The sequence below is a fragment of the Ruegeria sp. O4 genome (assembly GCF_056535125.1).
Window position 1 is genome coordinate 158589 of sequence record NZ_JBQERO010000004.1, and the last position, 26293, is coordinate 184881.

The window sequence follows — 26293 nt, forward strand, 5'->3', positions numbered from 1 at the left end:
AAGCTCTTGCTGGTGCCTGTCAAGTTCGCGAGCGTTGCAGTATCGATCAATCTTCTTGCTGTTTTGGGCACCTTTGCCACCTCTTGCTATTTAGGTGGCTTCCTAATTGTCACGTTCTTTTTATTAGGTATGCGGCTAAACGGTGGGCGCCCAACTTTTACCCAGACAGAATACATCTCTCCGGCATTGAATTTTTTGACGTAATCTCTCGGATCGCCATCAGAGCCGTTAGAAGCGGGCTATCGATGTCGATACTGTAAACACGCTGATAGCCACGGATCGACAAATACAGGTCAATATCCATCATGAATTCTCCTGCGTAGAGACGGCGTGTGCGCTCATCCAAGCCTCGAGGTCTGCCCAGCGGTACCAGACAAGATTGCGCACTTTGATGTACTGCGGGCCTTGGCCCCGCATGCGCATCTTTTCCCACGTGCTCTTGGATGTGTCCGTGATCCGGGCAAGCTGAGCAGTGTTCAGAAGCGACAGCCTCTCTGGTCCCTTGGCGTTGCATTCCGGCTCAAATTCCTGCCACCTTTTCTGGCGGTATGAGCAGTTCAGTTTCAGATTTGTCATTGTGACAGTCCTACCTTTTCGGTGAGCGGCGCAGCACAGTGCAGCGCCACATCAAGCGAGTGCCTGATGTGAAGAAGGATCGCCTTTTGGCCTTGAAGCAGCATTCCGGAAGGCTGTGGGGACCGTCTGTACATTTCGGAGTTTTTGCAGGTGCAAAATCGGAAGAAGTGGTCGATACCGTTGCACTTGCGAATAGAGATTTCGCCCGCCAAAGCGGTTATTAGCCTATGAGATAGGATTGCGGGTCATGCCGCTGTGTTGTCGTTCTGGATAGAAAGTTCGACGAGCCGCAAAATACGGTCAGCAACGGCTTCCACCGGGCCCCTGAGCCGCTCGGGTTGACTCACGATGTAGCCAGCGGTCACGTCTCCAGAGAGGCGATGATTTAGCAAGCGTTTCAACGCGTAATGCGGCACGTCTAGGCTTTCAGCGATAGTCACAAAGGTGCGGCGAAGGTCGTGCAAAGTAAAGCTAACACCGGATCGCTGTTCTACGCGCGCTGTAAATTTTTTAGTTTCAACGAGGTGCCCGGTTTTACCCTTTCCCGGGAATACCCAGGGTGACGAGCCGACTATCCTTCGGCGCTCGACCAGCAAATCGAGGATGAAATCTGCCAGAGGAAGGTCGAGCGGGTCTCCGTTTTTGGTCTTTGGAATGTGCAATGAGCGGCGCTCTAGGTCTATGTATTCCCACCGAAGACTGGCAATCTCGTTTCTTCTCATTCCGGTAAACAGGGCCAGAAGCAGGAAGTCGCGCGAATAATCAGGTTCAGCCATGACCGCCGACCACCAAGACGGAAGTTCATGGGACAGGACTGCGCTTCGCCGACGCCGTTCGGGGAACCACGCTCTCGCCTGAGTTAGAATGGTCACTGGATTTGGCGGAAACTCGTCGTAGGCGGCAGCTGTCACGTTATAGATTGATCGAAGATGTCGCATTACATTGTTTGCGGTGACTTCACCGTGATGCTTTGCGATGTGCTGATGGCGTTTCAGGACCATCTGCCTGGTAATGGATAAAATCGGCGCACGCATCCAATCCTTCAGATAGAGACTGATAGTTCGGGTGTAGCGATCCAGGGTGCTTGCCGCCAAATTGGGGCGAACGCATCTGAAGCGCTCAAAAGCCTGAGCAAGTGTCACGGCTTCCTGGGCAACGCGGCGTTTTTCTTGGTTTGGGTCTACACCGCTCGCCATTTCGCTGAGCGCCGCCAAGCTGCGGCGCCGGGCTTCGTCAACGCTTAGTACATCTGCGCGGCCGAGCGTAATACGGCGTGTGCGTCGGTTTACCTGACCCTCAACAAAGAAGACCTTAGAGTTCGAGCCAACCCTGACGCCGAAGCCACGCAAGGTGGTATCCCGGTACAACTTTTGGCCGGTTTCAGTGTATGGTAGCGCGTCAATCGCACGCTTAGTGAAATGCAATTTTGTCATCGAGACCTCCATCTGGCCTCAACTCAAAGTAGGTCATGATTTTCGAAATTACAATCATTATCAGAGACTTATCAGTTTTTCGGTTCGCAAAAAGCGACACCTGTCCAGGCTAGTTCGGTCTGATTTTCGCCGGGTCGATGATTTGGTTCTCCGTGCCCAACGCCTGAACTTGCACATAACTGGGGGCTGCGGCCAAAGGGTATGCAGGCCTCGAAAAACAGGACTAGTCAGCTTGCATATTTCGCCACCGACTATCTGCTTTGGCTTCTGCTCCAAGTATCTTTTCGGCGACGGAGTCGCGATACTGGCCTAGTAGATCGGTTCGACTTCTGCAGGTATTGATCAACTCCATTTCTAAGGCGCCGCTCAGAAGTTGAGCATTGAGAAAGAAGGCTGCCGAGCCTGCTTCAAACCGACTTGGCGGTATGTCTGCTGGGTCTATTCCAGTCCCATCGAAGGACATGTCCAAGGGCGCTTCCCAATCGCCAAAGACTTCTTGGAGCAGACCAGAACTGACTTCTTCCCATGCCCAATAATCGTTACTACAGCCATCACGAAATCTGGCATTGGGAAGCTTGAAGTCCATGAGTTGTACGTGAGCATCTTCGCGCCCGGTTATTCCAGGTCCGCCGATCTCAAGACCTCCATCCCTTTCATCGAAGTAGGCGCCTTTGAGAACCAGTTCACCGTCCTTCCTTCTGTTGGCATCAAGGCTGCTTCGGAACTCCAGCAACGGACCCGGTTCGCCAGTACGCCCAACGGGGGCAATGGCTAAACGAACTTCAAGGACCATACTTGCATAAACCTCGAGCTCTCCGCCGTCGCTGAAACGGAGTTTTGCTTGGCTTTGTTCCCCTAGGGGCGCAGTCCCGAGCAGGACCGAAGGAATAGGTGGAAGTTCACTAGGGTGAGCTTGGTATCCAGCGAGGCCGACGGAACAACCGATCAGGTCGATTGGCCGCGCAGCACAAACAATTTGATCGGTCCTGTAATCGTATCGGCCATTTCCTTGTGTCGCCTCCGCCCAATAAAAATCGAGGTTTGATTGCTTTGCGACCGCTCCGCTCATGGCCCGCAGCTGTTGGGCGAGGCGCGCCCATTTCTCTTCTTCCCACCTTGTCAGAAATTCGCGGTCCGCACCGAATGTGCAACCTTCAAAGACTTGGCAGATAAATGGGGCCGCTGACTCTTTGCGAAGCAGGGCGATGGCCTCGGCGATCTCAAAATACTTGCCTGGCTTCTTTGCCAACCGCTCCCTGCGCGATCCGCTCGCGTCCTTGGGAAGAGTGTAGGTATCGAGGCGTTTGGTTGAGTCAGTGATGTTTCCGCCACCGAGCCCTGCCGTGACTACGACATCCCGCTTTGTCAGATCCCCAGTGGCACACACTTCTTCCAAGAGGTGGTGAAGATTGGACGCAGCAAGCGCTTGGTCATCTCTTGAAAAAACTTGGTTCTTGTCTCGTGCCGCTCGAAGTTCAGAAGCGCGCTTCTCTTTTGGAACAAGAGACAAAGGCACTTCGGCCTGCACTGTTGTGTTTGCCGTCGATTGATCGGATGTCCTCTGTGCCGTGGTCATTTTTGATGTTCTCCTTAAAAAAAACTGCACAGAAAATATCGAACTGCGAACGCTTCTTCCTTCCGAACAGACACGAAGAGCGCAGCAAGATTTCGGAATATTGATGGCCAAAATTCGGAATTTTGGCGCTGAAAACACGTATCTCACGCATGCGCGCGCGAGTAGGTAACAATGAGATCAGGGGTTAAACAGATACCTCCATCCGGTCCAAGAAAACGTGGTCCGAGCGCACCTTTAGCTTGGCAGGCGAAAAAGCCATACATGGGGGCGGGTTACCCAGCTTTGGTCAGCTATCGGGATTTTGTGTAGCCAGCACGAATTGCCGTTAATGCAAACACACGGGTATTTTCTCCGTGCTGTAGCCTGTTCCACACTCGAGAATTTACAGCGTCATCGTTGTCAATGCTTCTTCCTGAGCAACCCAACAAGCTCCGGGATCGACAGCCAAGGTCTTTTCGCGTGAATCATGCGATGGCAGTTGGCGCATACAAGGGTGAGGTCAGAAAGCTTTGTCTTGTCGCCCGGCTTCATTTCAGAAACTGGCACCGTGTGGTGGCACTCGATGAAGCCTTCCCCCCGATCGCCATAGGCCGCAGCGAAGTCAAAGTTGCAGGCTTCGCAGTAGAGGCGCCCGTGCTTCTTTAAGAATTGCTTCTTCTTACTCTTGGCAATCTTTGTATCGCGCTCACGGTAGCGGTGAAACCTGGTAACCAACGCACCTTCGGCCGCCTCAGCCACCTCTGGTTCCCCAGTATCTACCGCACCTGCCGAAGGTGTGGCGCCAGATTCCAAAGATTTCAAAACTTCACGTATGGATTGCGCGGCCTTGGCCAGTTCTTCAGAAGAGAGGTCCCAAACTTCTTGTTCGACGGCACGAGGCTTCCGGCCCAGACCCTTCCCAACATACTCCGGGTCGTACTTTTTCAGCTCCATAAGCTTCATGTAGACACCGTTTGGGTTCCGGAAGGTCTCGTCGCCGTGCAGCCCTAGGCTTGCGGCGAGTGATCTGATCTCATCCGCCAAGCTCATAAGTCTGTTATCTGTTTTGCCTGGAATTTGAGGAGCAAATTTCTTGTAGAATTCTGTCGCGAGGATCAGTTCATCTCGCGTCCACAGTGGGTTTCTAGTCCTCTCTTCAATTTCAACGATGTCAAAATCGAATCGTTTCAGGACACCTGCAGCTCCATCTTTGCCACCTGAAAAGGCCGAGTTCGCTAATGGTCCTACCTCAGGCAACACATAGCCGTGGGCCGCGCCCACGATCGCCTTTGAGTCAAAGTCCTCGCCGTTAACCCGAAGCAGGTAGCGCGTAGATTTCCCGAACCCGTACTTCTTAAGAAACGCATTCTGCCCAATGGTACGGTATTCTTCGACCGCCTTGAGCACGGAGTCTTTGGTTACATCTGAAAGTGCCATGTGTTCACGCTTGCAGAGGGCTCCGTATTGTTCAACCGTCACCTAGCTTTCCGACAAGGAACTCTGCAAGGGAATTTTGCGAAGGGATTCAACGACCTCAGCACTAGATTGGCTGAGATCGATTGTGACAAGACGTACCCGATGCCCCTGGATTAGAGCTGTTTCGTCTATGTCTAGGCTGATTGAGGGGTACAAGAGCATGCCTTCAGTGGTCAAAGACAAGGCATCGCTCTGCACTTCCTGGCTCCGAAGATACGCATAGAGTTGGTACAAATGATTGGTCTTGAAGCGCGCGCCGCCATACTGCGATTTTGTTAGAACGTCGGTGAATTTGGTGTCGACTACTATCCGGCGATTTTCACGATCGTTCTGTAGTACAATGTCCGTGATCATGATCGGAAGGTAATCAACAATACCTGAAGATGCCGACTCAACTGGCCAGCGGTACTGTTTACCCGGAAAAACGCGCCATCCATCTTCCCTAGAAAGCTCTGCCTCAAAGAAGTTGCCGACGGCCTTTTCGAAAAGGTTTCTGAATGCGATTTCGTCACGCTGAATGCGCAAGGCTGAACGAGAGCCCTCAAGCTCTGTCGGCAAGATCAGGTCGAACACGGCGCGCGCGAGAGAGATCATCAATCGATCCTCGCCCTGATGCCGCCCAATCTGGTCCGCCGCAATTTCCGATCTTGAAGGTTCGCTGCCGACCACTCCTGCACGTCCAAGAGAATGGGAGAGGCCACGGCATCTGTGGGCCAGTTCGATGTCGTCGATCCAACTGGCGAGACTGTCAAGCGCAGCTTTCACCAGCCGATTTCGGGGCGTGTCGATCGTCAGTTCTTCGAAACGGCAAGCAACTTCACCCTTTCGAAACAAATCTCTAGACACGGATCGCAGGATATCAATCCGCCCACGCACACGGCGAAGCACCTCATCGCGGCGATGATATCCGAAGCTCAAGTTTCGGCGCAGTCTCTTTTCCGTTGCGAAACAGAGCAGCCTTGCGACCAGAGTTTTAAAATCTGGTGACTGTTCAATTTCGGCTTCAAAGCGGTCCTTAAATTGCGCAAGTCCGGAAGCATAAAGAAACAACAACCAAACGTTTCGCACCGGGATCTTGTTTAGCACTAGCGGCGCTTCGTTGTTTTGCTCTTGCTGTGAAAGAAGCGCTTCCATCAAAACCCTTCGAGCAAACGATGTGCTGAGGCTTTTGCCTTGTCCGCGTTGTCGAACCAGTATTCATCCAAAAGTGGACCGATCTCCGTTTCGACAATCTGTCTGAACCAATAACGGGGATCTTTGATTTTTTCGCCAGGCGCAGGAGTTACATAACTGTGTCCAACTTTGAACTGCGCTCCAAGTGACCTGTCGCTCGCGATCTCCTCGTTCAGCTCCTCCATGCGTGACTTAATGTCTGAAATGGTAGAAGCATCCATCCCAGATTTTTCAACGCACCAGTCATACCAGGCGTCGTTGAGCATAGTCTCAAGTGTGACGAAAGCGAAACGCCTACGCAGTGCGAGATCGACGAGGGCCAATGAACGATCGGCGATATTCATTGTGCCGATCACATAAAGATTGTCAGGAATAAAGATGCGTTCAACATCATCTAACCGGTAAGCAAGCTCGATGGCTTCATCTTCACGACGTTTGTCTTTTTCAAGAAGCGTTAACATCTCACCGAAGATCTGAGCAGGATTACCCCGGTTGATTTCCTCGATTATTACAATGAATGGGCGGTCGCGTTCTGCACGTGCGGCCTCAACGGCTTCTAAGAAAATGCCATCTGTAAGTTTGAGATGGCCATTTCCATCGGGGCGCCAACCCCGAACGAAGTCCTCATAAGATAGCGATGGGTGAAACTGAATCGAACGCATTCGTTTTCGTATGATCTTGCGATCCCGCGTGCCGATCAGCGCATATGCAAGCCGTTTCGCGAGCCAGGTCTTTCCGGTGCCCGGCGGCCCCTGAAGAATCAGGTTCTTCTTATCCGACAGGCGCAAGAGTGCGCGCGAAAGCTCGTTTGCCGGAAGGAAACAACCGTCCGAAACAATATCATCGGTTCCATATGGATCGAATTGCGTCTCTTCGTTGTCTGTCTCGGCCTCTTCTTCTTCTCGCTCAATTTCACTGATGGTCTCAGCCGGAGCGCTATATCGCTTCGCCCAATATGGTTGTTTCAACCAAAAGTCGTAGTCCTGTTTATGATCGCCAAACGCAAACCTGATCAGCCTGCGGCTATCATCGGTTGGATCGGCCTGCACGATTGTGGTCCGGTATGTGTAAAAATACCATTCCTTAGGTGGGTCGAGCCGCGTCCATTCTACGCCAACCGTGCGTCCGTCGGTTGTGGTCTCAGTTACCGTCCCGATCGCCTTTATCCGCATGCACGACACATGTTTGTCGCGGTTATCGAAGGGTAGGCCGTACTTTTTTACGAAAGACGCTTTGATAGCTATTCTATCACCTGGCTTCATTCGAGCGACGTGATCGGCGAACTTTTCATCATATCCGTTCTGCCAGATACCTTCGCTCAGAAAGCGCTCGGTCTGGTCATCACTTCCATCCCAAACGGCACCCACGAACCAGAATTGGCGATTGGGATCGTCAAATAGGTCGCCATCCAGATCTTCTGATGGCGCAGGCTCCTCTTCTGTATCTGTTGTTGTTTTGAATCGGGCATGAATATCGCGAAAGATTGCCAGCGCACTATCCTGATCAAGATGCGTTTCTCTACCCTCAGGTGTGAGCTGCCAAACACCGCGTTTCTTGTTGTCGACAAGCCCCGCCTTAACCAAGTAAAAACGAGCCCAGCCAACTGAGTTCTCGAACTTTGATTGCCCATTTTTGTTTACGGCGTTGATTTCTCCTTCTTCGATGAACGGACTTTTTTCCATCCATTCATAAACAGCCTTTGGTTCAGCCGATCCCCCAAGATCACGCAGTGCATCCAGAACAGGCCCAAACAATCGAACGAACCTGGGACCGGCAGCGGACGCAGGACCATTCAGATCAGGAGTGTCGATCTCCAACTCGTCAGGAGCACCTGGCGCCCATTCAAATAGCGCTCTTTGTTGCTCTTCGACAAAGACAGCTGGATCCGGGACATCAAATCCAAATTCCTTAGCTGCTGTGATGAAGCCCTCTCTTGCTGAACCATCGAGCGTGCCGTCTTCAACGTTCTGTTGATTGACAACGATGGAGCTGGGCATAGGCCAACCACGTTCAGCAGCGATCTTTACCAGAGCGCCCAAGTGGTGGTTCATTTTGTATCGAACCTTCTGCCAGCTGGCGTCATTAGCCTTGGCTAGATCGCCATAGCTTATGAAACGTTCCTGACGAGCTGCGTCCAAAATGGCGCGGTAAGTTTTTTTCAAATCTAAGTTTTCGGTCATACTTGTAAGTCTATGGAAGGACTCTTTGATTGGGTAGCTATTTCAGGGGGTTGGTCCTGACAGATTCACATGATTGTCCATCATGAAGAGCTGCCGCCGGAATAAAGGCGATGCAAAAATGCGGTGTGGTTTCTGCCTTCCAAATCATATTGGCTCGCCAACTCCCTCTGAACCGGAGCGGTTTACAAGCTAGAAGCGCTGAAACCCGTCGATGGGGTGGGGTTGCCCGGATTTGCAGTGTTTACAGGGTTTGGTGCGGCCTGTTGCGCTGGTGCAGCAAGTTTACGCACCTGTTCTTAGGTTATTGCCTTACTACCGTCTGTTTTTGCTGTAGAAAATTGGTGGGTAAGAACCGGAGCAATTTTTTTTCGCACTATGACACCAACTGAGAAGAACGAGATAGTGCGAAGCTGGCTTGCTGGCCTGGTGTTTGGCCTTCTGGGGCACAGATACAGAGGCATTGCGGTTTCGAATTCTGGGGTAACACTACTTTCTCGAGCTCCCAGAAAATTTTCGTTCACGGACATTACGCGCTCCCTGCAAGTAACCAAGACCTTCGGCAAGTCGTCGGTGATTGTAACCATCAGGGGTGGTGAGGAGGTCAAAGTGGCCGGCTTTAAGAGGTCAGATGCGGCCGACTTCGTCACATCGGCCAACACTGCTTGGCGGCGACACTTTGTCGAGCAGGTCGACCGCTCTGATGGAGAACTACGAACTCTGGCTGAAGTGGTTGGACGTTTGGATCAGCCGAAACGATATCCCTCAGCGTGCCTTCTCCAACCATTCTTGGAGCGCACAAATGCTGTGGTTGGGAGACTGCCAGCCGAGATACCCAAAGGTGTCCTGCCACCAGAACAGCAGATAATCCTGGATCGAGTTAGGGAGTTTCAGAGAGAACCAGTGCGATTGCGCGACGATGCAATCAAGACATTTACTGACGCCGAGCTCGGCCAATTCGAAGACTTTTTCAACACGATCGAGTCAAACCCACTGACGCCGGAGCAGCGACTAGCAGTTGTTGCTGATGAAGACGCTACACTTGTTCTTGCTGGAGCGGGTTCCGGTAAGACGAGCGTGATCGTCGCCAAAGCCGCATATCTGATACAAAGTGGGATCCGACAGCCCGATGAAATCTTGCTTCTGGCGTTCGGAAAAGATGCGGCCGCCGAAATGGCCAGTCGTATCGAAGAAAGGGCAGGGGCAAAGGTAGACGCGCTGACCTTCCACGCCCTTGGCAATAGTATCATACGGCAAGTCGAGGGCGGTGCTCCGGCGTTAGCGGCCCATGCAAGCGACGACAAGCAATTTGCAGTGGTTCTGCGTGACATTCTCTTCAACGACATTGCGAAGCTACCTGTGCTTGGAGGGCTACTTCTGAAGTGGTTTTCGGAGTTCTATTGGCCTTACAAGAGCGAATGGGACTTCAAAACAAAAGATGAATATTACCAGTACGTTGAATCGCATGAGCTTCGGACGCTCCAAGGCGAGCTGGTGAAAAGCTTCGAAGAGTGGGAAATTGCCAACTGGCTCTACTTGAATGGCATCGCCTACGAGTATGAGCCAGACTACGAACACGATCTCCCGGAGAACGACAGGACGGCTTACACACCGGATTTCCGACTGACTGAAAGTGGTATCTATATTGAGCATTTCGGCGTTCGGATGTCCCAAGGACCGAACGGAGAAGCCAGGCTTACAACGGCACCTCACGTCGATCGCAACGAATATCTTGAAGGCATGGAGTGGAAACGAAAGGTCCACGCCGAACATGAAACAACTCTGGTCGAAACCTTCAGCTACGAACGTGTTGAAGGTCGTCTGACAGAGGCGCTGGAAGAGAAGCTTGCGCCTTACGCCACCCCCAACCCAATCCCACCTGAGCAGGTTTTCGAACAACTGACGGAGATGGGTCAGGTAGACGCCTTTACGCAAGTCCTTGGCACCTTCCTTCGGCATTTCAAGAGTTCCGGGACGAGCATTTCGAACTGTCTAGACCGGGCGAAAAAGTCCCGTGATAAGGCGCGCGGCGCGGCGTTCTTGAAAATCTTCGAGCCAGTGCTTGAAGCCTATCAAAACCGATTGGGCGACCGCATCGACTTTGAAGATATGATCGTTCGGGCGACGGATCATGTAAAAGCGGGTCGCTACAAGAGCCCCTACCGCCACCTTCTGGTGGATGAGTTTCAGGATATTTCTGAAGGAAGAGCGAGCCTGTTGAAGGCCCTCAAAGCGCAACATCAGGACGCACGGGTTTTTGCAGTTGGGGACGACTGGCAGTCGATTTATCGGTTCACTGGATCAGACATTCATCTGATGAGAGACTTCGGTGAAGAGTTTGGCGGCGTTTTTGCAGGGGCATCTGGTATGCACAGCTCGGTTGATCTTGGGCGTACATTTCGAAGCGTCGACAAAATCGCTTTACCCGCTCGGACATTCGTTCTTCAGAACCCGTCGCAAATCACAAAGCAGGTTATTCCGGCAGACAAATCCGAAACCCCGGCAATTAGGGTTGCACACTACGGGTGGGGTCAAGAGATTGATGCGCTCAAGTCTGCACTTGAAGATATCGAAGCCGCCACCAATGAAAGCGAAACATCGGTTCTCTTGCTTGGTCGCTATAACTTTCTGCGCCCAGAAGAGCTGCCCCAGCTGCAAAGGCGTTATCCAAACCTCGCTCTCAAGTTCATGACAGTGCATCGCTCAAAGGGATTGGAGGCAGATCACGTAGTGGTACTCAAAGCCGCCTCTGACCGCATGGGGTTCCCGTCTGAGATTGTGGATGATCCTTTGTTGGATCTCGTTCTCCCTAAGCCAGAGGAATATGACCACGCCGAGGAAAGGCGGTTGTTTTATGTCGCCCTAACGCGCGCAAGGAAAACCGTGACTGTTCTGGCAGATCGCCAGAGGCCTTCGGTCTTTGCACGTGAGTTGGTTGATAACCCCGACTATGGCGTGGTTGAGCTTGGTGAAGCGGGCATTGCCGAGCACCGGTGCGGTGCATGCGGGGGCAGAATGCTGGCGCAAACCTCAAAAAAGGGGAACCCGTACTTTCAGTGTGAACACCGAAAGCTCTGTGGCGAGATGCTTCGACCGTGCAACGAGTGTGGCAAAGATCTTCCGATTGAAGACAAAGCCCATCCTGGAACTCTAGTCTGCAGTTGTGGTGCTACCTTTCCAGCCTGCCCAGAGTGTTCCGATGGATGGTTGGTTGAGCGAAAGGGTAAATGGGGCAAGTTCCTTGGATGCGTTAAGTATCCGGACTGTAAAGGTAAGCAGAGCCCAAAGGGATCAAAGCGTACTCGGTCGGGGAAGGAAGTTGTCAGACCTCAGAAGGCGAAAGATGACCCAAATCAACGCGCTTTGCAGGAGCTACTCGACAGTGGGAAAATCCGCAATGTTCAGGGACTAGTGGACTACGTCTCGTCTCAAGAATGGTCACTGAAGCGGGATAAGAGGCGCGCGCCCGATGGACGCTACATGATCGGTATCCGCACCGCCCCATACGAGATTTTCCGTGTTCGCACCGAATTTGACCCGTCATCCGCCTATCTTCCGAGATCGAAACACGGCCGAGCGGAAAAGGGATGAGCGATAATGGGTGAAGGGGGTTTTGCGGTGTCCGCGAGACTTTGAATCACCAGGCGGATACTTTGACAAAGATGGCGCTTGTGAATTCACCAGTTGGCCCGAGGTCCCTCGCCAACTCCTTCGAAGCTGGACACGCAGCTGGGCCGCCTGTCTCGACACCCGTCGATGGGGCGGGGTCATTTAGTAGGGGTTTACATGTTTGGCCGGGTTTGCTGGCGCTGCCAGCGATCAAATCACCCGTGTACAACACATGGAAAAGTTGGCAGCGGTCTAGTCGCGGAGGCAGAAGGCCATCAGACGGAATAGCCTATCGCGCCCATGTATGATTGACTTAAATGGATAGGTAATCGGGTTGCAACATGACGGCATTGTCTAATGACGAATTGCAGGAGCTTCAGAATGAAGTCCAACGATTGTTGGGTCAATGTCTGCTTCGACTTCAACAGTACGAACGTTTGATCAAGGCCATCATCGCCCAACAGCAAATCTCTGGACCAGTCCATGACTTAGAGAGGATGCAGGCTGCACGCACAGCCGACTCCGCCCGAAAGACGCTTGGAACCTTAGTAGGTGACCTCCTCGGATCATGTATCGTCGCCGACCAGACCGACCCTCCCTTGAACCCAGGGGCCGACTCCTTAGAGGATACCAATTCAATAAGCATAGGGACTCAAATCGCCTTATCGGACGCCGATTTCGAGAATACAGAAAACAGTCTGAGAGAGTTGGTGCTCCTTCGTAACGACTTGGTCCATCATTTCATTGATCAGCACGACCTTGAGAGCTTGGACGGATGCCGTCTTGGCTGCGATGCCTTGGTTGATGCCTTGGCCAAGATCGATCACCGCTTCAATGAACTTCGGACCTGGGCTGACGACATGGGGAAGATACGCGGCCTGATGGCACAGATCGTCCAATCTGATCAGTTTCGCGACTTTGTGGTCACTGGGAGCTTACCAGATGAGAACGTTCGCTTGCCCAACACAGGTATCCTGCGCGCCTTACAAGAGGCAGCCGGCGAGTTAGCTCTCGATGGATGGACAACCGTGTCAGAGGCTGGCGGATGGATTGCCGCACGTTATCCTGACCAAGTACCCGAGAAGCATGGATACGCCAGTTGGCGGCAAGTAGTGCATGAGGCCCGCATTTTTGAACTTCGATACTTGGAGAGAGGAGGGCGGCGAGCTGCATGCTACCGGGAAAAGGTGGAGCGTCACTACGAGCAATCGATGCCCGAATGTCCTGTCAGTTAGTAGGGGATTAGTAGGGGATGTACGTCAAACGTTCTCTTGCATCGTCCAGCACCGTCCAAAACCGGTACGAGAATTAGTAAAGCAATCATAATGGTTTATGCGGGTTCGGCGGGCCTGGTCCGGTTACGTCCAACACATGGACGGCAAAATTCGTAATGATGGGGTCGGGGGTTCGAGTCCCTTCAGCGGCACCACAAGTTTCAGTATCCACGCTTTGACGCAAACCCTTCGACTTCCGGTCGGGCCCGATTCAGTGCGGAGAATCGTGTTATGATATTGGCAAGCACTGCGTTTTCTATCACCGTACCATATCGTCTGGTCGACCAAGTATCGCTATAAGGTGCTGACCGGTGCGGTGCGCCTGCGGGTGCGCGCCATCGTCCGTCAGGTCTGCCACGAGAACGAGGTCGACATCTTGCGCGGGGTGTTGTTGAGCGATCCCGTGCATTTGTTCGTGTCGGTGCCGCCGAAGATTGCCATCTCGGGTCTGGTGCGCAAGATGAAGGGCCGTTCGTCTCACAAGGTGCAACGGGAAATTCCCGCGCTGCGCAGCCGCTACTGTGGACGCCGGTTCTGGGGCTGGGGGTATTTCTCAACCACCGACGGCGCCATCACCGAGAACATCGTGCTGCAATACCTCGAAAACCATATCGCCGATCCTGCCGACGCCAATCTGTAGTCGTTTAGTCCCGGCATCATATGAATTGAGGATAAGTGTTTGATATTGTGCCTTGGCTTAGACAATCACCTCGATCGCCTCCTGAGCGCCAACGCCAAACACCCGCTTATAGCGTTCGATCTGGTCCTTCGGGCCCATCGCCTTTTCCGGGTTGTCCGACAGCTTTACCGTCGGGCGTCCATTGGCGGATACGGCTTTGCAGACCAATGAGAACGGTGCCAGCGAGTCATTTGGAACCAGACCGCGGAAATCGTTGGTCAGCAAGGTACCCCAGCCAAAGGATACTTTGGTGCGGTCAGCAAACTGCGCATGCAATTCCTGGATTTTGTCCACATCCAACCCGTCCGAGAAAATGATCCGTTTCTGGGTCGGGTCTTCACCGCGCGCTTTCCACCAGTCGATGGCCACCTCGGCGGCGGTGGCCGGATCACCGCTGTCGATGCGAATACCGGTCCAGCCCGCCAGCCAGTCGGGTGCGTTGTCCAGAAAGCCCTTGGTGCCGTAGGTATCGGGCAGAATGATGCGCAGATTGCCGTCATGTTCGTCATGCCAATCGCTGAGAACGTCATAAGGGGCCTGTGCCAGTTCGGCATCGGTGTCGGCCAGCGCGGAATAGACCATCGGCAGCTCATGCGCGTTGGTGCCGATGGCCTCAACCTCACGCCGCATCGCGATCAGGCAGTTTGAGGTTCCGGTAAACGCGGGGCCAAGCCCTTCGATCATCGCCTGCACGCACCAATCCTGCCACAGGAAGGAATGCCGTCGCCGCGTGCCGAAATCGGCAATCCCCAGACCGTTGATCGTGCTCAGCTTTTCGATCTTTTCCCACACGCGGGTCATCGCGCGGGCATATAGCACCTGTAGCGCAAACCGGCGCATGTCGTTCAGCACAGCACGCGAGCGCAGTTCCATCAGCACCGCCAGCGCCGGAATTTCCCACAACATGACTTCGTGCCATTTGCCTTCAAAGGTCAGTTCATACTGATCGCCTTTGCGTTCAAGGTGGTAGGGCGGCAGGCGCATATTCTCGAACCATTCCATGAAATCGGAACGGAACATCTGGCGTTTTCCATAGAACATGTTGCCCCGCAGCCAGGTGCTTTCCCCCCGGCTGAGACTAAGCGAACGGATATGATCCAGCTGTTCCCGCAGCTCGCCTTCATCGATCAAACGGGCCAAAGGCACGTGATTCGACCGGTTGATCAGGGAAAACACCACATTTGTTTGGGGCTTGTTTCGAAACACTGACTGGCACATCAGCAGTTTGTAGAAGTCTGTGTCGATTAAAGACCGGACAATCGGGTCAATCTTCCATTTATGATTGTAGACGCGGGTCGCGATGTCGACCATGGGGAACTCCTGCGATTTCCGTAGTTAGATCAATCGACAACGGGAATGGCAAGAGTCGCTGATTTGGTGACAATGCCAGCATGACGTCACAATACGGGCATATTGTGCATTGTTTTCGCCGGTTAGTGAGAGAAGGGGATGGAAAGACGAAACTGAGTTTGTGAATGGGTCTCGAGTACGATTTTGATATTGTTAATGTAGCACTGAACGAAATTGACCCGGAGAAGCTGGGGTCAGACTCTGATGTGGAACGCCAGGTGTGTGCGGTGTTTCGCGACATCAGAACAGCAGATGCGCTACGGGGAACATCGCCGAAAATCCGCAAGATTTTCCTGGATGCCGGGTTCAGCCTCGAGTCGCGGAACAGCGGCATCGTGCCCGGTGTGTTTCCGGCCGAAGATCAGGTGGACCGGGTCAGGATTCTGCGTTCTCTGTTTGAGAACATAAAATCGCGCGGCGTTCAGGGGGAGTATTGCGGCGAATTCAACCTGTGGGATTTTCTGCATTACATTCGGATGGCGCAGCCCATGGCCGGGATCGTGCGTACGCGTCAGGTGCGCAAACAGCCGCCACAGCAACAGCAACCCGTTTCGGACCGTCGGCGTTCTATTTCGGGGCGTATCGGGCTGGCGTTTGGGCTGGCCGTTGTTTTGTTTGTGACGATCAAACTGCTGGCAGCTGCCGGGGCGACACCTTAGGCCAGCGTAACACCGGCGTCGCGCATGGCCTGCTCGGCGGCAGCCAGTGATCCGTCCATGTCAATCGCGCGGCAGGCATCCATCCGGACTGTGACATCAATGCCCAACCGGGCAGCGTCTACAGCCGAATAGTGAACGCAGAAATCGGTCGCCAATCCAACCAGTGTCAAACGGGTGATGCCTCGGGTCTCAAGATAGCCTTTCAGGCCTGTTGGCGTCTGATGGTCATTTTCGAAGAACGCGGAATAACTGTCGATGCCACTGCGAAACCCCTTGCGCAGGATCAAATCGCCATCGGTGCGCAACTCGGGGTGAAACGCAGCACCGTTTGAGCCCTGAACGCAATGGTCCGGCCACAGCACCTGCGGGCCATAAGGCATGTCGATCAGCTCGAACGGGTTTTTGCCTTTGTGCGAGCTGGCAAAGGAAGAATGCCCCGCCGGATGCCAGTCCTGCGTCAGGATCACGGCGTCGAACTCCTCCATCATGGTATTGATAGACGCGACGATTTCGTCTCCTCCGGCCACCGCCAAGGCACCGCCGGGGCAGAAATCGTTCTGGACATCGATGACAAGCAGGGCATGGGTCATGGCGGCCTCCGTATAACTGCCTTATCGGTAGGGGGCCGGGGCCGGGGCGTCAATGCAATCCCTTGCGACTCCGGGTTTGCGGGGGTAGATCGCGCATATGTACACGATCGCTGCCCTCTATCACTTTACCCGATTCCCAGACCCCGTCACACTGCGCGAACCGTTGCTTGACCTGTGCCGCGCGCAGTCTGTCACCGGGACGTTGTTGCTGGCGCAGGAAGGTGTCAACGGCACCATCGCAGGTCCACGCGCCGGAATCGATGCGGTATTGGCACATATCCGAGCCTTGCCCGGTTGCTCGGATCTGGAGTGGAAAGAGGCGACCTCGGACCATCCGCCTTTCGGCAAGATGAAGGTGCGGCTGAAGAAAGAGATCGTGACCATGGGTCAGCCGGATGTCGATCCGCGCGCCCGTGTCGGCAACTATGTCGATCCGCAGGACTGGAATGATCTGATCCGTTCGGACGATGTCGTGGTGATCGATACCCGCAATGACTACGAAGTGGCGATCGGCACGTTTGAAGGCGCAATAGACCCTGAAACAGCCAGCTTCCGCGAATTTCCTGCCTGGTGGGAGGCGAACAAGGACCGCTTTCACAACAAACGCGTTGCCATGTTCTGCACCGGCGGCATCCGGTGCGAGAAGTCCACCAATTATTTGCTGGGGCAGGGGGTAGATGATGTCTATCACCTCAAAGGTGGCATCCTGCGTTATCTTGAAGAGATGCCATCCGAAGACAGCTCGTGGCAGGGTGAATGTTTTGTGTTCGACAACCGTGTCTCGGTAGGGCACGGCCTTGTTGAAGGACCGCACAAGCTGTGCCATGGCTGCCGTCGCCCGATCCTGCCCGAGGATATGAAACGCCCCGAATATGAACATGGCGTGTCCTGTCACCAATGCATCGACGAAACCTCCGAGGCCGACAAGATGCGCTTTCGTGAACGGCAAAAACAGATAGTGCTTGCGCGCAAGCGGGGCGAGCCGCATTTGCGTCAGGACTGAAAGCGGGTTGCAGGCCCTTGCTTTAGGTCGGATGATCACCCTCAGACTAGGCTGAGAGAGCGTTCATGCATCGCAAACCCACAACTTTGGAAGAATGGAAATCGACCCTGATTGCGGCATTGGGGCTGGTTCTGACAAGCTTTCTTGCCTGGTTCGGGTTGTCGCGCCTGAACGAAACCGCTGCGGGTGACATGATCGGAACAATCGCGTCGGTTGGCCTGCTGATCTGGCTGGTGTCGCAATCCTGGTACTACATGACACAGGTGAAATCGCCGCGACGGCTTTTGTTCCTGATGGGCGTGTCATTCATCCAGGTCGTCCCGTTCCTGTTCGCCGCCGTCTACGGGGCTTTTGGGTACAACGACAACTGTGTGGTCGGGGCGCAGGGTCCGGGGGATGTCCTGTATTTCTCATATGTCACCTTCACCACGGTCGGGTATGGCGACATGTCCCCGACCGGCCTGTGTCGCGGGCTTGCAGTGTCCGAGGCTGTGACCGGTTACATTCTGCTGGGTATGTTTGTTGCGGCTGCGGTTGCGCTTTATACCCGCAATCATGCGCCAGAAGACCCTAAGTAAGGGTTATCTGTTGTGATCAATCCAGCGGGACATCATTTTCTTGTCCCGAAAACACTCGGACGGGATCGGGCGGTGCTTGCTGCGTGAGATCCGTTCGGCGAATGCCACCTGCTTGCCCGTCGGGTAATCGTCGAATTGCGAGGTGCCGCGCGGTTTGTGGGCCGAAATCCAGTCGGACAACAACCGCCTGTCGCGCTGCGCCTCGACCGGGATCTCAAGCGCTGATTTCTCGGCAATGGCGCGCGCATATCGCATCTGCCGGTCTGTTACCGGAAGCAGATGGTAGTCGTTGTTTGGCCCGTTCAGTGCCACGTGGCGCATGTGCTGGGTCATCGGTTTGTCCTCTGACTATGTGGAACATATATAGAACATTAACCAAAAATTTCAAGGTTTGTGAGCGATGGCAGGCGTTATCTTGCCGCTTGGATGATTTTATTGACTGGCCAGTCAATAACCTTTAGGGCCGATTCCAGACGACCAAATGCCCCGTCCAGACGGGTGTTAAAGAAAAGGACACGGTATGAAGTTTCAGCCCAAGGCCAGCCATTTCATTGACGGCACCTATGTCGAGGATAACGAAGGCGCGGCCATTGACGTGATCTACCCCGCCACCGGCGAGCTGATTGCCCGCCTGCATTCGGCGACACCGGCGATTGTGGAAAAGGCTCTGAACAGTGCGAAAACGGCTCAGGCAGCCTGGGCCGCACTGACCGGAACGGAACGCGGTCGCATTCTGCGCCGCGCGGCCGACATCATGCGCGACCGCAACTACGACCTGTCGGTTCTGGAAACCCATGACACCGGCAAACCGCTTCAGGAAACCACGGTGGCAGATGCCACATCAGGTGCGGATGCGCTGGAATATTTCGGCGGGTTGGCCGCCTCTCTGACCGGCGAGCATATTCCGCTGGGCGGTGGCGATTTCGTCTACACCATCCGTCAGGCGCTGGGCGTTTGCGTCGGCATCGGGGCGTGGAACTATCCCACGCAGATTGCCTGCTGGAAAGGTGCCCCGGCGCTGGCCTGCGGCAACGCTATGGTTTTCAAGCCCTCGGAAACGACGCCCCTTTCGGCTTTGAAAGTGGCCGAGATTCTGGTTGAGGCCGGTGCGCCCAAGGGTGTCTACAACGTGATTCAGGGCTATGGCGAGGTAGGCGCCGCGCTGGTCACCGATCCGCGTGTGGCCAAGGTCTCGCTGACCGGATCGGTGCCGACAGGCCGCAAGGTTTATGCCGCGGCGGCTGACGGTATGAAGCACGTGACCATGGAACTGGGCGGCAAATCTCCGATGATCGTCTTTGACGATGCCGACATCGAAAACGCGGTGTCCGGCGCGATCCTTGGCAACTTCTATTCATCGGGCCAGGTCTGTTCCAACGGTACCCGCGTCTTTGTGCAAAAAGGGATCAAGGATGCCTTCCTGAAACGCCTGTCCGAACGTCTGGCCAACGCCAAAATCGGCGATCCGATGGACGAGGACGTCAGCTTTGGTCCGATGGTCAGCGAAAACCAGTTGAACATCGCGCTGAGCTACGTCGACAAAGCCAGGGCCGAGGGCGCAAGGCTGGTCTTTGGCGGCAACCGGATCGAAGGCGGCGGTTTCTACATGCAGCCAACCGTTTTTGCTGATGTGACCGATGACATGACCATCGCGCGCGAGGAAATCTTTGGCCCCGTCATGTCGGTGCTGGATTTCGACACGGAATCCGAGGTCATGGCCCGTGCCAATGACACCGAATTTGGTCTGGCCGCAGGCGTGTTCACCAATGACCTGACCCGCGCGCACCGTGTTGTGGCCGGGTTTGAGGCCGGAACCTGTTATATCAACACCTATAACCTTGCCCCGGTCGAAGCCCCGTTCGGCGGATCGAAAATGTCGGGTGTCGGACGCGAGAATTCGAAGCTGGCGATCAACCATTTTTCGGAAATGAAAACGGTCTACGTTTCCATGAATGACGTCGAAGCCCCTTACTAGGGTCTCTTCTTCGTTCGTTTTCCTCTGTTCCCGACATTTGGCGTCGGGAACAGAGTACAAGCCCGCCCTTACCTGTGGCTGACTTTCCTGTACCGGCCCCGCCCGACAGGAGAGCTCTCATGACGCATAACCCGCAGACAAATACATTTTCCAGGGTTGCCGATTTCACGCTGACCCGTGCGGCCTCGGACATGCCTGAAAGCGCACTAGAGGCTGCGGCGCTGATGATGCTCGACACGATGGGGATCCTGATCGCATCCGGCCCGATGCAGGCAGGCGTGATCGCGCGGGACACGGCGGCATTGCTTTATGCCAGCACGGATCCTGCATATGGCGCACGGATGCTATTCGATGGCCGTACCGTCAGCATGGCGGGTGCCGCCTATGCCGCCGCCACGCAGACCGACAATCTGGATGGTCACGATGGATACAACCCAACCAAGGGCCATATCGGGGTGGTTGTGTTGCCAACGCTGACCGCACTGGCCGAACATTGCCCGAACCTGACCGGACCCGAGGCTTTGGCGGCGGTCGTTACCGGGTACGAGGTGGCCGGGCGCGCGGGCCTATCGCTGCACGCCAGTGTCAGCGATTACCACACATCCGGTGCCTGGAACGCGCTGGGCGTGGTTGCGATGGCGGCGCGCCTGCGCGGATTATCTGTCGACCAGATGCGGCAGGCGATGGGAATTGCCGAATATCACGGGCCACGCAGCCAGATGATGCGCGAGATTGCCAACCCCACAATGCTGCATGACGGGTCGGGTTGGGGCACGATGGTGGGGCTGTCCGCCGCTGTTCTGGCCGAACGCGGCTTTACCGGCGCGCCCGCCATCACAATCGAGGCGGAAGAGGTCACACCCTACTGGGAAGATCTGGGAACCTTTTGGCAGGTCGAACATCAATACGTGAAACCCTATCCGATCTGTCGCTGGGCCCATGCCGCGATTGATGGCGTGCGCGCAGTCATGATCGCGCATGACCTGACCAGCGCGCGGATCGAAACTTTGCATATCAGCAGCTTTCATCAGGCGGCCTGCCTTTTTGCGGGACTGCCCGAAACAACCTCGCAAGCGCAGTATTCCCTGCCATTTGCCGTGGCAGTTCAGGCCGTTTACGGGCGCATCGGCGTTGAACATATCTCAGGGTCTGGCCTGTCTGATCCTGCGGTCGCCAATCTGATGTCCCGCATCACGGTCGCGGAAAGCGAACACCACAGCTCCCGGTTTCCCGAAGGGCGCTGGGCAGACGTCACGATCACGACAACGGATGGCCGTGTTCTGAAATCCGGGGATATTCATGCCCGCGGCGGCCCCGAGGCCCCCATGTCACGGGACGATGTCATCGCCAAGTATACGCAGTTTGCGGCCCCCGTGCTTGGACAAGATCGTGCCGACCGCATCCGTCAAGTGATACTTAGTTGGCCGGACAAAAGCGCGCGGTATGCAGACCTGACACCGCTGATTTTTGATCCACCAGAACCGTGAACCGCGCCCCGACCCGCCTGCAACGATCCGGGCAACTGGACCGGTTGGCTGTGAAACCTCACTCCACCCTGACCGTGTTCAGCATTTCGACGATCCTCTGCCGCGTTGCCAGACTGTCCTCCAGCAGGCTTCCCGCATCCGCCAACGGCTTGCCTGACACGCGAATCGGCGGGGCCAAAAGGGCCTCGGAGGTTTGGTTGAGGCTTGCGTACTTTCCGTCAGAGGGCCCAATCCTTTCCTCCGGTAACCCGGCCAGCCATAGGTATCGGTTTGCTTCTTCCTGTTGCCCGCGGTTCTGCATGAGTTCGGCCACCGCCGCATAGTCCTGCACCTTGTCCAACGCCTGCGCCTGCAGGACGAGCGCCTCGTCCGAGGTATCATTGGCCAGCTCAAGCATGGCCTGTTGCGGGCGGTCCGACAACAACGCCGCACGGGCGCGCAGACGGGCACGCTCTGACCGCCGGGCCCGATCCTCAGGCCTGTTTGCCAGCGCAACGGCCTGATCGGCAAAGCCAAGCACGGCCAGGCGTTCGGCCAGTGTAATCACGGTATCCGTGGATAGCGCCGCCGCCCGACCCGACTGCTGCACCAATGTGACCTGACGCAAAAAGGTAAGGTCGTCTGAGCGTTCTGCCAGCAGTTGCAGGTGACGGTTGAAAGCGCTGTTGCTGTCCGAACCGTCTGGCAAAGACTGGATCACATCGAATGCGCTGTCGAAATCCTGGCTCAGACCCAGGGCAATCGCATGGGTGCGGTTCATCATCGGGCCCAGTTCAGATCGCCGGAACTCGATCGCGTAAGACGCGGCCAGTTCAAGTTCCCTTGAAGACACAGTCTTGCGGTCGGACCACCGCTTTTCCACCAGCCGCGCCAAAGCCAAAGGCGCCTCGGACTTGGCCCCGGCCGAGGTCGCGACTTCGGTCAACAGCGCCTCTTCAAGGGCGCTGTCGCCTTCGGCTTCGGCGACGCCAGCACGGGCCAGCGTGGTGTTCGGGGACGGCTTCTGTTCAACCCGGTCGACCGAACGCATGATTCTTCGCGCGGCCTCCAGTTCCTGCGCGTCTGTCAGGATATCCGAAAGTCGCGCGCCAAGGTGGCGGCGAAGATGCTCTGGCAGCTTTGCAAAGCTGTGTTCGATGGCTTCAAGATGTGCATCAGGTGCCAGCTTTCCCTCAGATAGCACGGCCCAAAGTGCGACGTCGCTGTTGCACCGTTGCTGGCCCCTGAATGGATTTGAAACCTGTGCTGGCCGCTCATCCACCAGCCGTGCAATCCCTTCAACACGTCCAGCCTCATCAGGTGGGGGGGGCAATAACTGCAAAACCTTCAGCGCCTCGGCCCCAAAGCCGTTATAGGCATAGAGCTTTGCCAGCTTCAGCGCGCTTTCCGCGTCAAGACGGTCGAACTCTTTGTATAGGGCGGTGCGCAAGGCGGACACCTGCTCTGGAAACGGGCGCGTCCCGGACCATGTCGTGAACCCGAGTTCAGCCGTTGAGATACAAACCGGGTTGTTATCGATCTGCTGCAAACCAGAGTTCAGAATGTCCTGCAGATCATCCAGAACCGAGGTCACGCGGATGTTCGATGTCAATCCGGGTAACAGCGTCACGGACTCGGACGAGGCAGAACGGCGCGGTCCGACAGGTGCCAAATTCAGGTCCAGCAGCTCACGATCCGCCCCTTGCACCAGACGGGTCGACAACTGATCCCTGATCCCGTGCGTCTTCCCGGTCAGAAGCGGCAGGTCCAGCTGGGAAAGAAGCTTGTGTTCCGCGGGAGAAGCTTTCGGCGCTGCCGGTTTTTTTCGGGTCGGCGGAGGGATTTCCGCAAGCAAGGGCGGCAGAGCTATTGCTGGTGCAATGTCCAAAACGATCATCGAGTTTCGAAACAGGAACGCCGACGCCGTGCAGTCGCACCCGAATTCCAGCTCAAGCGCACTACCGGGTTGCGCCTGCGACAGCGCGGCCAGCCGATCTGATGTCAACCGCCCGAACACCGAACCCGCCCGAAATGTGACATCCTTCAGGTCAATTGCCAGCTTGGCGCCGTTCTTGCGTTGGCTCAGAACCCAGCCCGTATCCGGTGGAACGGTGAAAACCAGCCGGGTGTAGCCGTCATGTTCACCGGACCGCACAGTCACCTCTTCAGAGGTTGCGGCCGTTGCAAGTGTGATCAATGCTGCAACCAGTATCGCGGTTTGCCTCATGCCGCGGCCCGTTTGAGCTCTTTCAACGCATCCTCAAGCTCAGAGAAATCAGGGCGGTTATGCGTTGGTGTGTTCTGGCGTCCGACCTCAATGCACATAGCAGCATTGTGGTTGTGCAAGTTTGCAACCAAAACTTCCTTGATCAACTGATAGAAGTGGTTGTCTTCCTCGACAACGGATTTCAGCTTGGCCGCAAAGGGACCAACCAGACCGTAGGCCAGAAAGACACCCAGAAACGTACCCACAAGGGCGCCGCCGATCAGTTTTCCCAGAACTTCCGGTGGCTGATCAATGGACCCCATTGTCTTGATTACCCCCAGAACGGCGGCGACAATTCCAAGCGCGGGCAGGCCGTCGGCCACGGTTTGCAAGGCGTGGCTCGAATGCAGGGCATGGTGGAAATTCGCTTCCATCCGTTTCTCAAGAACCTCTTCGACCTGATGCGGATCGTCGTAATTCATCGCCGCGGACCGCATCGTGTCGCAAATCAGATCAACCGCTTCCTTGTCGGCCTGAATTCTGGGGTAGGACGAAAACAGGTCCGAGCTGCCGGGGTCTTCGATATGCTGTTCCACCTCTACCGGATTGGCGCGGGCAATGCGGATGAGGGAAAACAGCAGGCACAACAGGTCGCGGTAATCCTCGGGCTTCCATTTCGGGCCTTTAAAGACCTTCCCCATGTCCTTGATCGTGTGTTTCACGCCGCCGATGTCGTTGCTGATCAAAAAGGCACCAACCGCGGCACCACCGATCATCATCATCTCAAACGGAAGCGACTTTAGAATGATGGTCATCTTGCCGCCAGCGGCCAGATAGCCGCCGAAGACCATCACGAAAATGACGACAATTCCAACTATTCCAATCATCTGAGATCTCCGGCTATGTGTGTTGCAACTGCGGGGAACACGGGCGACTATTCCTGAGGGGCCGAGGCGTTTCGGCCCGCCATGACAACGCTGATCGTATAGGCCGCTTCGGGGCTGAGCCCCGCCAGAACCCCGGCTGCCGCATCCGGTGACATGCGTGACAGAAACCCGGCGGCAAAGGTCGGGTCCATGGTTTCGAACAGCGCAGCCGCGTCTTTCGGCTTCATGTTCTGATAGACATCGGTCAGGCGCGTCAGGTCGTTTTCCGCCGCCCTGTCCGCCAGCGCCAGAGTGGTGCGCAACGACTCCTCGGCCTCCTCAAGCGCGGCCATGCGCATCTCGATAGCCTGACCCGCGATTTCCAGAGCGTTTTCCCGCTCGCGCAGCATGTCTTCCTTTTGTTTGACACGCTCTTCCCGGCGCAAAAGCTCTGTCAGCAAAACCTGCATGTCACGGGTGTCGGACGGGACGGGTTCATCGTGTTCCGCCTCAGGTTTGGCTGGTTTGGCAAAGGCGGGTCCGGCTTCCAGTCCGATGCGGATAGCGGCCGAGCCGATCATCAGCAATGAGATCACGGCAAGCACCCCTCCGCGGGGCCGCGCGTTGGGAGTGTTGATCCGCGGGCGGCTCATGCCTGCGCCTCGCCTTGCTTGCGGTCATGCCGGAAGAACATCAGCCCCTCAGGTGCGCGTGCCTGTTCTTGGGGCGCAGCGGCTTCGCTGGCCTGCGGCTCGGGTTTGCCTTCGTGCTTCACGCTCTCCGGAACTTCGGTGATGGTACTTGTCTCTGAAACCTCTGCCTCGGGTTGGGGATCAGCGTCTTTTTCGGGCACGACGTCGTGCATTGACGCCATCATGAGTTCCAGCCGCTGTGCCACCGTTTCGGCGCGCCCCGTCAGCGCCTTAAGCTGGTCGCCTGACTGATCAGAGGCGTTGCGCGCATCATCCAGTGATTTCCGCAACTCTTCCGCCTGGGTCGACAGCACCGCCACCGCGCCGCCGACGCCTTTTTCAAGATCGGCAAAACGCTTGAGACGGCGCGACAGCACAAAACAATACAGACCCGCACCCATGGCGCCGGCGACCAGCAAAATATCCGCAATCAGCTCCAATTTCGCCTCCTAGTTCAGAACAAATTCCATCACCAGCACGTCGCGCACGCGACCTTCGCCAACGACAATCTCGATGCGGCGTAGCAGGTGGCCCCGGATGCGCATCAACGCCAGTGAATCCTCAAGATCCATTAATTCGACGGCCCGCAGATACCCGTTCAGGACATCCATGATTCGCGGTCGCATTTTTTCCACGTCAGTCATGTACGGGGCGTTAACCTCAAGCTGTGCGTGAAACTTCAGATGCCGCGCGCCGCCGGAATTCACCGAAACGATCACCGGCGGCAAATCGAGAAAGGCAACATCCGCCAATGCCTTGGCCGGTTCTTCCTTTTCCAAGTCATGGCTTTCCGCCTTCTCGGCCTTGTTCCCCAGCGGCAGCAGCCCGGACGAGGTCAGGAAATACCCACCGGCGGCACCGGCGATGGCCAGAATCACCCCGACGATCATTCCTTTTTTCCCCTTCTTTTCCGGGGCTTCCGCCTGTTCAGCCGTTGCGTCGGTCATGACGTCCTC

At 55.6% G+C, this 26293-nt stretch carries 21 protein-coding genes and 1 pseudogene; 8 read left to right on the plus strand and 14 right to left on the minus strand.

All coding sequences use genetic code 11. The features are described from left to right. Positions 1-303: 303 nt before the first annotated feature. The 6 genes from ACR0J7_RS07945 to ACR0J7_RS07970 form a co-directional block, all read right to left on the minus strand. The gene (locus ACR0J7_RS07945) at positions 304-576 is read right to left on the minus strand and encodes a helix-turn-helix transcriptional regulator (RefSeq protein ID WP_480913793.1); all 273 of its coding nucleotides are present in this window, start codon (positions 574-576) and stop codon (positions 304-306) included. A gap of 245 nt (positions 577-821) precedes the next feature. Further along, the gene (locus tag ACR0J7_RS07950; RefSeq protein WP_480913795.1) at positions 822-2009 is read right to left on the minus strand and encodes a tyrosine-type recombinase/integrase; all 1188 of its coding nucleotides are present in this window, start codon (positions 2007-2009) and stop codon (positions 822-824) included. A 223-nt stretch (positions 2010-2232) separates the two neighbouring features. After that, on the minus strand, positions 2233-3585 hold the full coding sequence (locus ACR0J7_RS07955; protein ID WP_480913797.1) for a hypothetical protein: 1353 nt from the start codon (positions 3583-3585) through the stop codon (positions 2233-2235). Positions 3586-3984: 399 nt separating this feature from the next. Then, on the minus strand, positions 3985-5001 hold the full coding sequence (locus tag ACR0J7_RS07960; RefSeq protein ID WP_480913799.1) for an HNH endonuclease: 1017 nt from the start codon (positions 4999-5001) through the stop codon (positions 3985-3987). 42 nt (positions 5002-5043) lie between these two features. Continuing rightward, positions 5044-6174 (minus strand): 5-methylcytosine-specific restriction endonuclease system specificity protein McrC, encoded by a 1131-nt coding sequence (gene mcrC / locus ACR0J7_RS07965; RefSeq protein ID WP_480913801.1) that lies wholly within the window; start codon positions 6172-6174, stop codon positions 5044-5046. Beyond that, positions 6174-8393: an AAA family ATPase gene (locus tag ACR0J7_RS07970; protein ID WP_480913803.1), complete on the minus strand. Its 2220-nt coding sequence runs from the start codon at positions 8391-8393 to the stop codon at positions 6174-6176. The genes mcrC and ACR0J7_RS07970 overlap by 1 nt, the downstream gene beginning before the upstream one ends. 375 nt (positions 8394-8768) lie before the next feature. Here ACR0J7_RS07970 and ACR0J7_RS07975 point away from each other — a divergent pair, with 375 nt between their 5' ends. The 3 genes and pseudogenes from ACR0J7_RS07975 to tnpA all read left to right on the plus strand — a co-directional run bounded on the left by ACR0J7_RS07975 (position 8769) and on the right by tnpA (position 13913). Next, positions 8769-11981, plus strand: a complete 3213-nt coding sequence (locus ACR0J7_RS07975) for a UvrD-helicase domain-containing protein (RefSeq protein WP_480913804.1) — start codon at positions 8769-8771, stop codon at positions 11979-11981. 359 nt (positions 11982-12340) lie between these two features. Further along, the gene (locus ACR0J7_RS07980; RefSeq protein ID WP_480913806.1) at positions 12341-13234 is read left to right on the plus strand and encodes an OST-HTH/LOTUS domain-containing protein; all 894 of its coding nucleotides are present in this window, start codon (positions 12341-12343) and stop codon (positions 13232-13234) included. A gap of 248 nt (positions 13235-13482) precedes the next feature. Continuing rightward, positions 13483-13913 (plus strand): annotated as a pseudogene (tnpA, locus tag ACR0J7_RS07985) (IS200/IS605 family transposase). A 57-nt stretch (positions 13914-13970) separates the two neighbouring features. Here the strand turns inward: tnpA and pncB are convergent. Then, entirely contained in the window at positions 13971-15263 is a 1293-nt protein-coding gene (pncB, locus tag ACR0J7_RS07990) for a nicotinate phosphoribosyltransferase (protein WP_480484546.1), read from the minus strand. 164 nt (positions 15264-15427) lie between these two features. Here pncB and ACR0J7_RS07995 point away from each other — a divergent pair, with 164 nt between their 5' ends. Further along, positions 15428-15961 (plus strand): hypothetical protein, encoded by a 534-nt coding sequence (locus ACR0J7_RS07995; RefSeq protein ID WP_480559275.1) that lies wholly within the window; start codon positions 15428-15430, stop codon positions 15959-15961. Here ACR0J7_RS07995 and pncA read toward each other — a convergent pair. Further along, positions 15958-16551, minus strand: coding sequence for a bifunctional nicotinamidase/pyrazinamidase (pncA, locus tag ACR0J7_RS08000; protein ID WP_480559277.1), 594 nt, complete (start codon positions 16549-16551; stop codon positions 15958-15960). The genes ACR0J7_RS07995 and pncA overlap by 4 nt on opposite strands. A gap of 97 nt (positions 16552-16648) precedes the next feature. Here pncA and trhO point away from each other — a divergent pair, with 97 nt between their 5' ends. Both trhO and ACR0J7_RS08010 read left to right on the plus strand, forming a co-directional pair. Then, a complete protein-coding gene (trhO, locus tag ACR0J7_RS08005; protein WP_480913808.1) occupies positions 16649-17554 on the plus strand; it encodes an oxygen-dependent tRNA uridine(34) hydroxylase TrhO in 906 nt (301 codons plus the stop codon). 65 nt (positions 17555-17619) lie between these two features. Continuing rightward, positions 17620-18132: a potassium channel family protein gene (locus tag ACR0J7_RS08010; protein ID WP_480487029.1), complete on the plus strand. Its 513-nt coding sequence runs from the start codon at positions 17620-17622 to the stop codon at positions 18130-18132. Between the two features lie 3 nt (positions 18133-18135). Here the strand turns inward: ACR0J7_RS08010 and ACR0J7_RS08015 are convergent, their stop codons facing one another. Beyond that, positions 18136-18465, minus strand: a complete 330-nt coding sequence (locus ACR0J7_RS08015; RefSeq protein WP_480487031.1) for a hypothetical protein — start codon at positions 18463-18465, stop codon at positions 18136-18138. 187 nt (positions 18466-18652) lie between these two features. On the opposite strand from ACR0J7_RS08015, the gene betB reads away from it, so the two are divergent. After that, positions 18653-20107, plus strand: coding sequence for a betaine-aldehyde dehydrogenase (gene betB, locus ACR0J7_RS08020; RefSeq protein WP_480913810.1), 1455 nt, complete (start codon positions 18653-18655; stop codon positions 20105-20107). A gap of 119 nt (positions 20108-20226) precedes the next feature. Continuing rightward, a complete protein-coding gene (locus tag ACR0J7_RS08025) occupies positions 20227-21594 on the plus strand; it encodes an MmgE/PrpD family protein (RefSeq protein WP_480913812.1) in 1368 nt (455 codons plus the stop codon). 58 nt (positions 21595-21652) lie between these two features. On the opposite strand, the gene ACR0J7_RS08030 is transcribed toward ACR0J7_RS08025, so the two are convergent. The 5 genes from ACR0J7_RS08030 to ACR0J7_RS08050 are packed head-to-tail and all read right to left on the minus strand — an operon-like array spanning position 21653 to position 26284. Beyond that, on the minus strand, positions 21653-23800 hold the full coding sequence (locus ACR0J7_RS08030; RefSeq protein ID WP_480538301.1) for a hypothetical protein: 2148 nt from the start codon (positions 23798-23800) through the stop codon (positions 21653-21655). Next, positions 23797-24666 (minus strand): flagellar motor stator protein MotA, encoded by an 870-nt coding sequence (gene motA, locus ACR0J7_RS08035; protein ID WP_480484555.1) that lies wholly within the window; start codon positions 24664-24666, stop codon positions 23797-23799. The genes ACR0J7_RS08030 and motA overlap by 4 nt, the downstream gene beginning before the upstream one ends. A 47-nt stretch (positions 24667-24713) precedes the next feature. Further along, on the minus strand, positions 24714-25298 hold the full coding sequence (locus tag ACR0J7_RS08040) for a MotE family protein (protein ID WP_480484556.1): 585 nt from the start codon (positions 25296-25298) through the stop codon (positions 24714-24716). After that, positions 25295-25777: a hypothetical protein gene (locus ACR0J7_RS08045; protein WP_480538299.1), complete on the minus strand. Its 483-nt coding sequence runs from the start codon at positions 25775-25777 to the stop codon at positions 25295-25297. The genes ACR0J7_RS08040 and ACR0J7_RS08045 overlap by 4 nt, the downstream gene beginning before the upstream one ends. Before the next feature lie 9 nt (positions 25778-25786). Next, positions 25787-26284 (minus strand): flagellar basal body-associated FliL family protein, encoded by a 498-nt coding sequence (locus tag ACR0J7_RS08050; protein ID WP_480870884.1) that lies wholly within the window; start codon positions 26282-26284, stop codon positions 25787-25789. Between the last annotated feature and the right edge of the window lie 9 nt (positions 26285-26293).